We start from the raw sequence: 13,515 nt of genomic DNA, 5'->3' as shown, positions 1-13,515 counted from the left end.
GCATACAAGATAATCTACGCGAAAGTATATAATCATTTCCCACACTAGTTCGTGTTATTTTGAACTGTTTGTTTATATGGTTCGATATTGTTCTGGTTGTCACGAACTAAAATACATCCCTCTGCCGGGTCTGTTGGGCAGACTGAGGCCGGAGACGAAGATTAATCAGGTCAGGGTAACATACACACAAACCAGTATGCTGACCCGCCCCGAACGCCGCGCGGTAGTGATCATGGTTGGTGTGATCCTGCTGCTTGCCGCACTGTATGCCGGAATGATGGTTCTGTTTCCGGACGGTGGGGCCGTTTTCTATCAGGATGACAGAGCGGACGGAACCCTCGTATATCTGGAGGGGGTCGTTTTTGACACGAAGATCACGAGTACCGGCGGTCATCTGATCGTGAATGTCTCGGGCGTGGATGTATTCGTTCCAAACGGAGGAAGTGAATCCGTACTTCTTCCCGGAGACCAGGTCAGAGTTCTGGGCACTGTCGATACCTATGCAGGAAAAAAAGAGATCACGACAAATGGGATATCAGACATCACGATTCTTGTATGATCTTAATAGTTTCAACCGACATACATGACTGGTATGACAGATATGCCCGCACCCGGTGAACAGATCGATCTGCTGAAACTCAAAGAGATCAGACAGCGCGAACGGATCAACGTCTATCTCTATATGGATGAAGAGATCGCAAAGACCTCGAATGTCGCGGATGATGTGGAAAAATACCGTCTGATCGACATGGATTTTCGCCCGGTCCTCGAGATCGAAGACTGGCTGAAAAATATGCAGAAACATATGAAGCAGATCGAAGGTCCGGGAGCAAACATCGAAAAAATGCTGAAAGAACAGCCTCTTTCCGCGGAAATTCTAGAAATCGGCACCATGCAGACGGCCGTCGGTCCGCGGGGATATATCAAAGCACTCCTCCCCTATCTTGATGAAATGGAGGAGATGGAAGTCAGAAAGGCGACAGGATTCAAATAAAAATAGGACGTAAGCGGTTTTATCCTCAATCCAACTTGGGAAAGGTATTGCTGGGTGTGGACATAAGAGATAATTTTACCGCGAATCTTCGCGAATTCTCGCGATTCGCGGTTTTTTTCTCTCTTGTGTTTACACTAATGCCATACACGAAATCGAAGTACGCTTTACACGTGTGTTAGATTTGTTGATTAAGAACGCCTCGCGTAAGTCCGATTCAAACAAAAATATGTGCGAGTCCAAAATATCTCGGATATCCTGGTTAAATTATGAAGGCACTTTACATAATCACCTTCTCCGATAGATCAGGATCCCGACAAGCAGGATCACGATCCCTCCCGCAAGAATAAACCGGACGTCAAAACCGATTTCGGTCGAAACCGGGTCTTTGTCGAAATCCCCGTCCCAGTCATATGCAAAAACGGCTGTATAATACTGTGCAGCCTCCGGGCTTTGTATGATCAGACCCGCCTCGCGATTATTGTTTGGAGAGTTATAATTCCAGTTAATAGAACTGATAAGAACATACTCGCCGTCAATGACCATTCCTTTGTTGTGCAGTTTGGTGAGATAGTCGCCGGGAAGCATCAGGTGTGCAGAAATAGTTGGACCGTATCTGTTCAGCGTAGCCACGAGCTCGTTATTGTCCGCTTCATCTTCCGTATTATAATACATGCCGTCCAGCATTACCCGAACATCAGCACCCCGGTCCGCCGCATCGAGAACGGCGGCGAGCCAGATATTGTCACCGTCCGGATACGGCGAAATATAGGCCTGCTGAAGATCGACCGATGTGTCGGCAGATCTGATCAAATCAAGAACAAGACTGATCGTATCCGGCGAGACGACCGGCGTTATGGTCACGTTGTAGAGAGTCAACGAAGAAAAATACGGCGTTATCTCCTCATCGGACCATGAATCAGGAAGGGGTTCTGTTCCGGCAGCGTATGGATATATGTCGTAGCCCAAAACATCTGCGGTGAAAACATCCGTGAAATACTCGGCGACCTCTGTGTCATAGACTGCCGCTCCCCACCCTCTGTTTCCTTTTGTTCCTGTGAGGGGGATCCCGCTTGGCTTGAAGTTTTCCGAAAGAACCGTTGTGACATAGTCATCAGCCACCATATATTTTGCATGCAGATACCGGTATCTTGCAGGGAGATTTCCTTCGCTTTCGATCGTCAATACTGAGACGCCGTTTTCCGTCAGATAGTTCAGAACACCCTTTTCTTCATCAGACACGCCGCCCACCGGACCGCCCTCAAGGAGAAGGGTCACCGAAACACCCCTATTTGCGGCGGCAGCGATCTCCCGGGCGAGTTCCGGATGAGTGAACTCATACATCGATATCAGCAGCGTGTCGGTTGATTCCCGGATAACATCCATCACGACATCGTATGACGCGTCCGGCGAAACGAAGAAGGTCACCGAGTCTGCGGTGAATGTTTCGGCAGAGAATCTGCTCTGACCGATTTTATAGATCCGTTCATCCCAACCTCCATCCGAATACACATGGACCCGACCGTTCGATGCGGCGAGTTCATCCGGCCAGGAGACCGTTTGAACGATTTGTCCATTGAAAAGAAGAGAGAGTTCGTCGCCGGTGTTCGCCATCTGAAATCTGCCGCTTTGGAGTACATTGGGCGTTGAGCCGCTCTCGAGGATCTCATAATCCGGGAAGGTTCCATGAATCGAATAATAGGCCTCGGCACTTCTGGCAACGATTATTTCCCCGCTGGAAAAAGATCCTGCGGGAAACGAGAGCGTCCCTTCACCGTCAGAGACGGTCCATCCGGCGAGACTGCCCGTTCCTTCCAGAATGAAATACTCGTCCCCGTCCCCGGAGGCATATCCGTCCGGGCAGAACTCGGCGAGAACGAAAGCCGAGACAGGAGATACGCAGAGAGAAAGAAGCAAAAAGGTAACGAGCAGCCTTTTCATACTGGTTTTTCTTTATTTACGTCATACTATTAGTGTATGACGGAGGTGACGGTGCTAAAAATCGGCGGGAGTCTGATGGATGCCGCAGAAAACATACTTGCCGAGATCCCGGCATCGCCGACATTAATCGTTCCCGGCGGCGGGGTCTTTGCAGATTTTGTCCGTGCCGAAAGGCTCGATGACGAGACCGCCCACTGGAAAGCGATCGAAGCGATGGAAAAATACGGCAGGTTTCTTTCCACATACGGCTATCCGGTCACGCACGAACTGAAAATCCCGGATGAACCGACCATCCTTCTTCCAAAATATATCCTGCAGAAAGAAGACCCGCTTCCCCACACATGGGACGTCACCTCCGACTCGATCGCGGCATGGGCGGCAGGCGTTCTCAAATGCCGGCTCTTGATCATAAAATCAACGGAATCCGGGGACGATCTCGTCGATCCCGAATTTGCATCCGTTCTTGCACAAAGCGGGGTCACGACTGAGATCATCAACGGACGGGCTTTCGGCAGTGTGAGGAGATACTTTGAAGCCACACGTTTATAATAAACGGACGCTAATTAACTAAGGAGTTTGATCGTATGGCAACTATAAAATGTACATCATGCAATGCCCCGCTCGCAGAGCGCGGTGCCACCGAGTTTAAATGCCCGGACTGTGGAGAGATAATTTACCGCTGCGCACGCTGCAGAAAACAGAGTGTCAAATACACCTGCCCGAAGTGCGGATTCCAGGGGCTCTGAATAGTCATGGGTGAAGTCGTTGTTATTCTGAAAATCATGCCGGAATCCCCGGACGTTGACCTTGAGAAACTGCAGGCAGACATCAGAGCAAAAGTATCCGGTATCGAGGATATGAAAGTCGAGCCGATCGGATTTGGTCTCTCTGCAATCAAGATCGCCATGATCACTGAAGATGACGAGGGAGCAGGCGATAAGATTGAAGGACTGTTTTCCCAGATCCCGGGCATCGACCGTACAGAGATCGAGTCTCTGAACCGGTTACTCTAAATATCTTTTTTCTTTTCAGCCGGCGTGCTGTTTATCCTGTATCCAATCCAAGACAGCGCATGCTGGATATCCCGCTGTAGAAAATTATTAACGACACCCATCGTATATACATCTATCATGCCGGAAATCACACTCAAGGTGGACAGTGCCTACCCGGAAGATCAGGGGAACGGGAAGGCACGTCTTGACCCATCAGCTATGCAGGCGCTGAACGTCAGTCCTGGCGATTTGGTCAGGATCACCGGAAAAACCTCCACCGTTGCCAAAGTATGGCGTTCGTTTGAAAGCGACTGGAATATGGAAAAGATCCGGATCGATAAATATACCCGGGCAAATGCCAGCGTCAATCCGGGAGACCGGGTAACCGTGGAAAAAGTCGAGGAGGAGATCCCGGCCACATCGGTTACTCTTGTATCGCCGTCGGAAATATCAGCAGCATTCCCCGATGAAGAGGATGATTATCTTATATCGCTCATCAACTTCCCGGTGTCCTTGGATGACATCATCCCGATAAAAACTTTCCACCCGGGACCCCCTCTTGAGTTCAAGGTATCCGCAATTGAACCGGAAAATGCCTGCATACTCAATAAAATGACGGAGCTCGTCTTCAATGACGATGATGAGTTCGATGGCACCAAAGCAATAACCTATGAGGACATCGGCGGACTGAAAGGAGAACTGAAACGCGTTCGGGAAATGATCGAACTCCCGATTCGTCACCCAGAACTGTTTGAAACGATGGGGATCGAACCGCCGAAGGGCGTCCTTCTTTACGGGCCGCCGGGAACCGGTAAAACGCTGATCGCGAAGGCCGTAGCAAATGAAAGCGGAGCACACTTCATTTCTATCGCGGGTCCCGAAATCATCTCCAAATACTACGGTGAGTCGGAACAGAAACTCAGAGAGATTTTTGAAGAGGCAGAGGAGGAGGCCCCCTCTATCATCTTCATCGATGAACTGGATTCGATCGCCCCGAAACGCGAGGATGTAAACGGCGAAGTCGAGCGGCGCGTGGTTGCCCAGCTTCTGACTATGCTTGACGGCATTACGGACAGGGGGCAGGTCATCGTGATCGGTGCAACGAACCGGCCCGATGCGATAGATCCTGCACTTCGGAGACCGGGAAGATTCGACCGGGAGATCGAGATCGGCGTTCCAGCCGAAGCAGACAGGATGGAGATCCTCCAGATCCACACAAAAGACATGCCGTTTGAAGGGATGGCAAAGCTGAAGGAGCTGCGCAGCAGCGAGCCGTCCGAGACCGTCCTTGAGAAGGCACTCGCAGACTACGAAGCATCGCGGGACAAACTGCTGTGGATGCTTGCTTCGCAGGCAAAAGGGTTTGTCGGGGCAGATCTCGCCGCTCTGGCACGCGAAGCTGCGATCCGGGCATTACGCCGGCAGATCGATGTGGCGGACATCGACAATGAAAAGATCCCGGAAGAAGTCCTGCGAAAACTGGAAGTCACAACGTCGGATTTCATCCTCGCTTCACGAGAGGTAGCCCCATCAGCGATGCGGGAGATCGCTCTGGAAACCGCAGACGTTTCCTGGACCGATATCGGAGGAAGCCGGGACGCGGTTCGCGATGTGCGCGAATCGGTGGAGTTCCCGCTCACGAGAAAAGAGGTCTTCGCACAACTCGGTATTCGTCCGCCAAAAGGCGTCCTCCTTTACGGGCCGCCGGGAACCGGCAAAACCATGATCGCCAAAGCGGTCGCTCATGAAAGCGGCGCCAACTTCATCGCTGTGAAAGGACCGGAACTTCTTTCGAAATGGGTCGGTGAATCCGAAAAGGCTGTTCGAGACATCTTTAAAAAAGCACGGCAGGTCGCTCCTGCGATCATCTTCTTTGATGAGCTCGACTCTTTAACGCCGTCACGCGGCGCTTCCGACGGCAGTCGAACGACAGAAAACGTCCTCAACCAGATCCTGACGGAGATGGACGGCATCGAAGAGTTGAACGATGTGATGATCCTGGCAGCCTCGAACCGTCCGGATATCATCGACCCGGCACTTCTCCGGAGCGGACGTTTCGACAGGCTCGTCTATATTTCAGAACCCGAAGAGGCCGACAGGAAAGAGATCCTTGCAGTCCACATGCAGAATATGCCAATCGAAGGATCATCATTCGATGAAGCGGTGAAAGAAGTCTCCGGGCTGAACGAGGCTTCACTCGAATCTCTGGGCGCAAAGTTTTCCGGAAAATCCGTAACCATCAAACAGATAAAAACGGCAGCCGGCAAATATACGAAAGGAACACCTCTCTCCCTTATCGAAGAGAGAAGACGTCTTGCGGCAGTTTTACGACAACATGCCGTAACCCTCAGTGATCCGGAAAAAACAAAACTGATCCGACAACTTGCAGAAGATACTGCCGGATATGTAGGATCGGATCTTGAAGGACTCTGCCGTGAAGCAGCAATGCATGCACTCAGAAATCAGGCGAACGTTGTCACCGCGGACGATTTTGCCGAAGCGAGAAAGAAGATCCATCCAACAATGAACGAGCGGGTGCGAGAATACTACATCTCCATCTCGCAGAGATTCAAAGGCGGACTGCCCAAAGAAGCGCAGAATCTGATCGAGTACCAGTAAAGAACACCGAGCAGCCCGGGACCCAACCCGAGCCTCGTTTGTTCATGTTCAAAGAGAAGACATCCGGAGTCATTTCACAGAAAACTGACTTTGGTCTTCTACACAACACATAAGAGTTCATCGGCCCTAATTATAGGTCAGAGATACCTCGATACAAGGAAAGATACACAATGTTACAAATTGCACTGGCTGGAAAACCAAACTGCGGCAAATCAACGTTTTATAAATCGCTGACTCTTGCAAATGTCGATATCGCCAATTATCCGTTCACGACCGTGAACCCGAACAAAGGGGTCGCCTATGTTCGGACGAGATGTCCGTGTAAGGAACTCGGGATCGAAGGATGTACTGAATGTATCGACGGAAACCGGTTTATTCCGGTCGAACTCATCGATGTGGCGGGCCTTGTCCCCGATGCGCATTTAGGCCGCGGTCTTGGAAACCAATTCCTCGACACCCTTCGCGAGGCGGATGCGATCATTCAGGTCGTTGACGCTTCCGGAAGCACGGACGCCGAAGGAAACCCGGTCGATATCGGGACCCGGAACCCCATCGAAGATGTCGAGTTTCTGCGCTACGAGTTCGCCATGTGGATGGCGGGGATCGTCGAGAAGCACCGTCCCCGGCTCGTCCGTCAGGCGCAGGGAAAAGAGCAGGTCCTGATCGATCTTTTAGGGGAAGCACTTGCGGGTCTTCGGATCAACGCGATCCAGATCAAAGAGGCGGTCGACGAATGCGGGATCAATCTCGCTAAGGCAACGCCGGAAGACATCGAGAAGATGTGCGAAGTTCTGCTCCGCGTTTCAAAACCGATGATCATTGCGGCAAACAAGGCCGATCTTGCTTCTGATGAAAACATCGAGGCACTCAAGGTTCTCGGCGCCGTCCCGACGATCGCGGCCGGCGAACTTGCTCTGAAAAGTGCCGCACATGCAAAGATCCTGAGATATCTTCCGGGAGATTCCAGTTTCGCTCCGATCGAGGGAGCAAAACTTTCCGCACCCCAGGTAAAAGCCCTGACGATGATCGCCGAGCACATGAAAAAGTTCGGAAGCACCGGCGTTCAGGAGATCTTAAACAAGATCGTCTTCGAGGATATCGGCATGATCGTGGTCTACCCGGTGGAAGACGACAACAAATACTGCAATGCGAAAGGGCAGGTCCTGCCGGATGCATTCCTTATGCCGATCGGATCGAACCCCAAAGACATGGCATTCCGCGTCCACACGGATATCGGGAACGGATTTTTGTATGCGGTCGATGCCCGCACGAAGATGCGGATCAAGGATACGACCGAACTGAAGTCCGGCGACATCATCAAGATCGTCAGTACCGCAAAATAACCCCTCTTTTTTGGCAAATCTATATATCGGATAACTCCCTAATGTAGAATACTTATGGGAAGCGAAGTCTATCAGGCTCAGGTCCTCCGGGCGTTTTTCGATACGATCACCGGCACCGACAGGAATCTGACCCGTATCTATATGTGCGTGATTTCGCTTGCCAAACTGAGAATGGAGTCTCCCGAAAGGCTGAGGTTCCTCGTTGAGCAGATGCAGGTCAGCAAAACCAAACGCGAACTTTCAATCGATATTCTTGACTACATGGTCGAGGTGGCAAACTCCCTCGACACTTGGGCAGGTCAGTCCGCGTTCGGCATCACTGCTCCCCAGAACTCCGACGATTTCGGCAGCGTCTCGCTTGACTCTCTGTGATATTTCGATCAAGGATTTCAGCCATTTTTTTGAATACTGATCGGATAATTTCTTTTTTTGAAAAGCTCTTTTCGGCAGACGAATCATACGGGTTAATTATGCATTATAGAGAAACGTTTTAGCTCATGAGTGTTTTAGAGGCAATTAACGACGCTGTTAACTCAGTGAACGACGTCGTCAATATGTATGCTTGGTATATAGCATTCGTATTCCTGATCGGTATCGGTCTATACTTTACCGTCAAAACGAAAGGCGTCCAGATCAATCGTCTGGGTGAAGCATGCAGAGTTGCGTTTACCGGATTACGCGCAGAAAAAGGCAAACAAACGATCTCGTCGTTCCAGGCCTTCTGCGTCAGTATGGGCGCACGTATCGGTGTCGGTAATATCGCCGGTGTCGCCGTGGCAATTGTCATGGGAGGTCCCGGAGCTGTTTTTTGGATGTGGATTTTTGCCTTGATCGGCGCTGCAACCAGTTTCGTTGAAACGACGGTCGGTCAGATCTACAAAGAAAAGAAGGATGACGGTCATTTCCACGGTGGTCCGGCATTCTACATTAAGAATGGTCTCGGCAAACCGAAGTTCGCAGCATTCATCGCAATTCTGATCATCATCACCTACGGTCTGATGTTCATCGGTGTGCAGGCTAACACGGCAACGCTCGCTTTCTCGAATGCGTTCAACACCCCGCAGATCGTCTTTGCGGTCATCATCACCGTTCTTGCAGCCTTAGTCGTCTTCGGCGGTATCAGACGTGTTGCAAAAGTTTCAACATGGCTTGTTCCGGCAATGGCAATCATCTGGCTCTTACTCTGTCTGCTGATCGTCCTCGTCAATTTCACTCAGGTCTCCCTCGTCATCCAGACGATCTTCTCCTACGCATTCGGTGTTCAGGCATTCGTCGGCGGAGGAATCGGAGCAGCCATCATGTGGGGTCTGAAGCGTGGTGTGTTCTCGAACGAGGCTGGTATCGGTTCTATCCCGAACGTCTCCTCGTCCGCAGATGTTAAACACCCGGTAAAGCAGGGACTTATGCAGTCTGTCGGTGTTTTAATCGATACACTCGTCGTTTGTTCGGCAACCGCCTTTGTGGTCATCATCTACACCAACGTTGCCTACCCAGGCTACGACGGCATCCCTGTTTCCGGAGCAGCCCTTGTTCAGGAAGCAATGAGCGCTACCTTCCTTGGAGCCGCCGGCCCGTATGTCATTGCGGTCTTCATGCTGATCTTTGCATTCAGCAGTCTGATCAGTTACTACTCCATGAGTGAAACGAACACGAAGTTCATCACCGAAAAGAAAGGAGCAGTAGTTGTTCTCCGTGTTGCGATCGTTGCGATGGTTTTCATCTCATCCATGATGTCCATGGGTCTTGCATGGAACCTTGCAGACACTTTCCAGGCACTTATGGGTATCTTCAACATGGGTGTCCTGTTCTTCCTTGGCAAACACGCCTTTGAAGCACTCAAAGATTACTTCGACCAGAAAGCCGACGGTGTCATGGAGCCGGTCTTCAACGCATCCTGTCTTTCCGACTCAACAGGTGTTACCTGCTGGTCCGAAGAAGAAAAGAAGTGATCCAATCCATAGGATTACTTACTTATTTTTTCACTCTTATTTTCCTCTGAGTATTTCTCTTAGTAAATCCAATACTGTGTAATGGATTGCGTCCTTCTTGCGAGCGGGAGTAAAGGAAACTGTATCTATGTTGGAAACGACACCGATTCGATCGTAATCGATGCGGGGCTGGGATATCTTATGCGGACACTGCAGAGTATGCGCCTGAATACCGATAATCTTCGCGGGCTCTGCATTACTCATGAACATTCGGATCATGTCAGATCAGCGAAAGCTTTTGTAAAAGCCGCACATGTTCCGGTTTTTGGATCCGGCGGCACGCTTGACGCACTCAGATATGGAAATATCATTCCGGCAACCGCGGAACGCGTCATCTGCCGCGAACATGTCCCGGTTCAGGCAGGCGGTCTGAAGATCACGACGTTTCGGGCATATCATGATGCGGCCGAGCCGACGGGGTTTGTTATCGACGACGGAGATTCCCGGATCGGGATCTGTCTCGACACCCACGAGGTCTCGGATACCATGAAAACGATCCTTTCCGCCTGCGATGCCGTCGTTTTGGAAAGCAACTACTGCTCCGAAGCGATGAAAAGCGATCAGTTCCCGGAATGCGAAGTCTGCCGGGCGTGCGGAGCGGAATGTCAGGGAAACAGGTGCGTTCTCAGGGTTTACCCGCGGTACCTGAAAGACCGTATCAGAAACGACGGGCACCTCTCGAACGAAAATTCCTCGGCATGCATCGCCGAGCTTTCGAAGGACGTCGGGATCATCGCTCTTGCGCATCTTTCGGAAAATTACAACCGTCCGAACATTGCCCGCGAGATGGCTTTGGCTGCGGCGGGCGAGAGCGGAACGGAAATTTACGTCAGTGATCAGCTTGCGGATTACCGGGAACGCCGCCTTGTCCGGTTCGAGGTGTAAAGAACATGCAGTTTGTCGAGTTTGCAGAGATATGTAATACGATCGAGGGAACATCCTCGCGTCTTGCGACGGCCGATATTCTGGCCGAAAAATTTCCTCTACTCACCGAAGAGGAACTGCCCGTCTTCGTCAGATTCATGCGGGGAAGACTCTTTCCCGACTGGTCGTCCGAGAAGCTCGGGTTCGGCCCGAATCTTTTGTATGATGCCCTTGCCTACGTCATCGGTAAAAAGCGGAGTTATGTGGTCTCGGCGATCAACAACGCAGGTGATATCGGTAAAGTCGTCGAGAGTCTTATCGAAAAACGGGAGCAGACGATGTTTTTCTCGGAAGAACTGGATCTTCTGGATGTGAACGCCCGGTTTCTGCAGATGGCAAAATCCTCGGGAAGACGATCTCAGCAGGAGCGGCTGAGATCCGCCCAGTATCTTCTTTCGAACGCAACGCCGCTTGAGGGGAGATACCTTGCCCGTCTCATGCTCGAAGAGATGCGGATCGGTGTTGGAGAAGGCGTCGTAAAAGACGCGGTCTCAAAAGCGTTCGGCGTTCCGTCAGACATTGTCGAACACGCTCATCAGGCTCTCAACGACCTCGGAGAGGTGGCGTTCCTCGCAAAAACCGACCCCTCCCGGCTTTCCAATGTTCATATCACCGCGTTTCGCCCGGTAAAAATGATGCTTGCCCAGCAGGGCTCCATCACCTCGATGGTCGAAACGCATGGAACACTCGCTGCGGAAAACAAATACGACGGCAGCAGATTCCAGTTCCATAAATCCGGCGGGAAGTGTGCGATCTACTCCAGGCGTCTTGAAGAGATGACGGCGTCACTTCCCGATGTTGTTAAGATGCTGGATAAGGCGACCGATCATGACGTCATCATCGACGGCGAGGTGATCGCGATCATGAATGGAAAACCCATGCCTTTCCAGACAATCCTTCGGCGGATCCGCAGGAAGCATGATGTCGGGGATGCGCAGGAGGCAATCACCCTTCTTCCCTGGGTGTTCGATATCCTTGCTGCCGACGGAGAGACCCTGATCGATCTGCCCTTTAGGGAGCGGCGCAAGATCCTTGAATCCGTCATGAATGCGTATGTCGCACCGCAGCTCGTCAGCGACTCCGCAGAAGAGATCGAAGCGTATTACCACTCCTCGCTCGACAATGGGAATGAAGGGATCATGCTCAAAGTGCTCGACTCGCCGTATCTTCCGGGAAATCGTGGCAAGCTCTGGATCAAGATCAAGCCCGAGGTCGATACGATCGACCTGGTGGTGACGGCGGCCGAGTGGGGCGAAGGAAAACGTGCGAAGATGTTCGGCTCGTTCCTTCTTGCCTGTCAGGATGAGAACGGCGACCTTCTGGAGATCTCGCGGGTGGCGACCGGTATCGACGACTCTATGCTTTCGACCCTGTATGATCTTTTCAAAGACAAGATCATTGCCGAAAAGGGAAAGACCGTGACCTTCGAACCGGATGTGGTCTTTGAGGTGGGGTATGCGGAACTGCAGAAAAGTACGAATTACGAGGCCGGGTATGCTCTCCGGTTCCCGCGTTTTGTCAGGCTTAGGGACGACAAGGATGTCTCGGAGATCGAGACGCTGGAAAGCCTGACCCGCCGGTATTCTCTGCAGAATAAGGAAGAGTAAACGCGAACAAAAAAACAGGCCGATACTCCTGGGCGGACTCGAACCACCGTCTCCGGCTCCAAAGGCCGGAATGATTGACCACTACACTACAGGAGTTGGCGAATTAAAAGACGCATGCGGTCTGCACTATCTTCTCCAGACATGTCGGTCTGGAAAGTATTTGTAGATTTCCGATTTTTCCACGAGAGGTCTTTCGAATACTATCTTATTCGAACAGGCTCATCTGTTTGTCGCGGTGTTTTTCTTCAAACGTGTTCAGATATGCGAATATCCGGTCGTTGTCGTGCACGATGCCGTTTTGTTCGCATGTTTCATGAAATACTTTCATGAGTTCCGAGCTTTTTGGACTCTCTATTCCGTAACTTTCCCCGTACTTCTCCATGTACTTCTCTTTCAGGTGCGGAAAATGTTTATCCAGCTGCTGGTAAAAGTATTCCCGGTTTCCTTCGCGAAGCGTCAGTCCCATGCCAAAACAGAGAACGCCGTAGACTTTTGCTTCTCTGCAGTAATCCAAAATCCCTTCAATGTTCTCTTTCGTATCATTGATAAACGGCAGGATCGGGCAAAGCCATACGACCGTTGGGATGCCTGCATCCCGCAGCTGCTTCAGGACTTCGAAGCGTTCCCTTGTTGTGCTTACGTTCGGCTCGATCTTTCTGCAGAGATCCTCATCGAATGTGGTCAGCGTCATCTGGACGACGCATTTCGTTTTGTCGTTTATTTTTTTCAGGAGGTCAATATCCCGCAAAACGCGGTTCGATTTTGTTATAAGCGTACATCCAAAGCCGTATTGCTCTATCAAAGACAGGGCTTTTCTCGTATGTTCAAGCTCCATCTCGAGCGGAATATAGGGATCCGTCATGGATCCGGTGCCTATCATGCATTTTTTCCGCTTGCGTCGAAGGGTTTCGCTTAGTAATTCGATGGCATTTTCCTTGACTTCGATGTCTTCAAACGCGTGGTCGATATGGTAGCACCTGCTTCTCGAATCACAATAGATACATCCGTGGGAACACCCGCGGTAGAGGTTCATCCCGTTATTGGCCGATAAGATCCCTTTGGATTTTACATAGTGCATGGCATTTTCCTCTTCAAACAGCCGTTTTGTGC

13 protein-coding genes and 1 tRNA gene are annotated in these 13,515 nt (G+C 51.1%); 11 read left to right on the top strand and 3 right to left on the bottom strand.

Annotation, left to right across the window (positions count from 1 at the left end):
• Positions 1–196 precede the first annotated feature (196 nt).
• Positions 197–559, top strand: a complete 363-nt coding sequence (locus MLAB_RS03320) for a hypothetical protein (protein ID WP_011833006.1) — start codon at positions 197–199, stop codon at positions 557–559.
• Positions 560–592: 33 nt separating this feature from the next.
• A complete protein-coding gene (locus MLAB_RS03315) occupies positions 593–994 on the top strand; it encodes a hypothetical protein (RefSeq protein WP_048062000.1) in 402 nt (133 codons plus the stop codon).
• 285 nt (positions 995–1,279) lie between these two features.
• Here the strand turns inward: MLAB_RS03315 and MLAB_RS03310 are convergent, their stop codons facing one another.
• Positions 1,280–2,932, bottom strand: coding sequence for a phospholipase D-like domain-containing protein (locus MLAB_RS03310; RefSeq protein ID WP_011833004.1), 1,653 nt, complete (start codon positions 2,930–2,932; stop codon positions 1,280–1,282).
• 36 nt (positions 2,933–2,968) lie between these two features.
• Between MLAB_RS03310 and MLAB_RS03305 the strand changes: the two genes are divergently transcribed.
• The 9 genes from MLAB_RS03305 to MLAB_RS03270 all read left to right on the top strand — a co-directional run bounded on the left by MLAB_RS03305 (position 2,969) and on the right by MLAB_RS03270 (position 12,405).
• Positions 2,969–3,481 carry a hypothetical protein gene (locus MLAB_RS03305; protein ID WP_011833003.1) on the top strand — a complete coding sequence of 171 codons (513 nt, stop codon included), beginning with the start codon at positions 2,969–2,971 and terminating at the stop codon, positions 3,479–3,481.
• A gap of 35 nt (positions 3,482–3,516) precedes the next feature.
• Positions 3,517–3,678 (top strand): zinc finger domain-containing protein, encoded by a 162-nt coding sequence (locus tag MLAB_RS09560; RefSeq protein WP_011833002.1) that lies wholly within the window; start codon positions 3,517–3,519, stop codon positions 3,676–3,678.
• Positions 3,679–3,684: 6 nt separating this feature from the next.
• A complete protein-coding gene (locus tag MLAB_RS03300) occupies positions 3,685–3,945 on the top strand; it encodes an elongation factor 1-beta (protein WP_011833001.1) in 261 nt (86 codons plus the stop codon).
• Between the two features lie 117 nt (positions 3,946–4,062).
• Complete coding sequence (locus MLAB_RS03295) at positions 4,063–6,543, top strand: CDC48 family AAA ATPase (protein ID WP_011833000.1); 2,481 nt, start codon at positions 4,063–4,065, stop codon at positions 6,541–6,543.
• A gap of 170 nt (positions 6,544–6,713) precedes the next feature.
• Positions 6,714–7,886: a redox-regulated ATPase YchF gene (locus MLAB_RS03290; RefSeq protein WP_011832999.1), complete on the top strand. Its 1,173-nt coding sequence runs from the start codon at positions 6,714–6,716 to the stop codon at positions 7,884–7,886.
• Positions 7,887–7,940: 54 nt separating this feature from the next.
• Positions 7,941–8,258 (top strand): hypothetical protein, encoded by a 318-nt coding sequence (locus tag MLAB_RS03285; RefSeq protein ID WP_011832998.1) that lies wholly within the window; start codon positions 7,941–7,943, stop codon positions 8,256–8,258.
• A 125-nt stretch (positions 8,259–8,383) separates the two neighbouring features.
• Positions 8,384–9,835 (top strand): alanine/glycine:cation symporter family protein, encoded by a 1,452-nt coding sequence (locus MLAB_RS03280; protein ID WP_011832997.1) that lies wholly within the window; start codon positions 8,384–8,386, stop codon positions 9,833–9,835.
• A gap of 81 nt (positions 9,836–9,916) precedes the next feature.
• On the top strand, positions 9,917–10,759 hold the full coding sequence (locus MLAB_RS03275) for an MBL fold metallo-hydrolase (RefSeq protein ID WP_011832996.1): 843 nt from the start codon (positions 9,917–9,919) through the stop codon (positions 10,757–10,759).
• 5 nt (positions 10,760–10,764) lie between these two features.
• Entirely contained in the window at positions 10,765–12,405 is a 1,641-nt protein-coding gene (locus MLAB_RS03270; RefSeq protein WP_011832995.1) for an ATP-dependent DNA ligase, read from the top strand.
• A 23-nt stretch (positions 12,406–12,428) separates the two neighbouring features.
• Here the strand turns inward: MLAB_RS03270 and MLAB_RS03265 are convergent.
• Positions 12,429–12,501: transfer RNA gene (locus MLAB_RS03265), tRNA-Gln, on the bottom strand.
• A 109-nt stretch (positions 12,502–12,610) separates the two neighbouring features.
• Positions 12,611–13,483, bottom strand: a complete 873-nt coding sequence (locus MLAB_RS03260; RefSeq protein ID WP_011832994.1) for an SPL family radical SAM protein — start codon at positions 13,481–13,483, stop codon at positions 12,611–12,613.
• Between the last annotated feature and the right edge of the window lie 32 nt (positions 13,484–13,515).

Source organism: Methanocorpusculum labreanum Z (assembly GCF_000015765.1).
Classification (GTDB): Archaea; Halobacteriota; Methanomicrobia; order Methanomicrobiales; family Methanocorpusculaceae; genus Methanocorpusculum; species Methanocorpusculum labreanum.
The sequence above is the reverse complement of the archived record's forward strand: the minus strand, read 5'-3'. Positions and strand labels throughout refer to the sequence as shown.

Coding starts and splice junctions, on each gene's coding strand:
- MLAB_RS03320 (WP_011833006.1), top strand. CDS start 197: ATGCTGACCCGCCCCGAACGCCGCGCGGTAGTGATCATGGTTGGTGTG.
- MLAB_RS03315 (WP_048062000.1), top strand. CDS start 593: ATGACAGATATGCCCGCACCCGGTGAACAGATCGATCTGCTGAAACTC.
- MLAB_RS03310 (WP_011833004.1), bottom strand. CDS start 2,932: ATGAAAAGGCTGCTCGTTACCTTTTTGCTTCTTTCTCTCTGCGTATCT.
- MLAB_RS03305 (WP_011833003.1), top strand. CDS start 2,969: ATGACGGAGGTGACGGTGCTAAAAATCGGCGGGAGTCTGATGGATGCC.
- MLAB_RS09560 (WP_011833002.1), top strand. CDS start 3,517: ATGGCAACTATAAAATGTACATCATGCAATGCCCCGCTCGCAGAGCGC.
- MLAB_RS03300 (WP_011833001.1), top strand. CDS start 3,685: ATGGGTGAAGTCGTTGTTATTCTGAAAATCATGCCGGAATCCCCGGAC.
- MLAB_RS03295 (WP_011833000.1), top strand. CDS start 4,063: ATGCCGGAAATCACACTCAAGGTGGACAGTGCCTACCCGGAAGATCAG.
- MLAB_RS03290 (WP_011832999.1), top strand. CDS start 6,714: ATGTTACAAATTGCACTGGCTGGAAAACCAAACTGCGGCAAATCAACG.
- MLAB_RS03285 (WP_011832998.1), top strand. CDS start 7,941: ATGGGAAGCGAAGTCTATCAGGCTCAGGTCCTCCGGGCGTTTTTCGAT.
- MLAB_RS03280 (WP_011832997.1), top strand. CDS start 8,384: ATGAGTGTTTTAGAGGCAATTAACGACGCTGTTAACTCAGTGAACGAC.
- MLAB_RS03275 (WP_011832996.1), top strand. CDS start 9,917: ATGGATTGCGTCCTTCTTGCGAGCGGGAGTAAAGGAAACTGTATCTAT.
- MLAB_RS03270 (WP_011832995.1), top strand. CDS start 10,765: ATGCAGTTTGTCGAGTTTGCAGAGATATGTAATACGATCGAGGGAACA.
- MLAB_RS03260 (WP_011832994.1), bottom strand. CDS start 13,483: ATGCACTATGTAAAATCCAAAGGGATCTTATCGGCCAATAACGGGATG.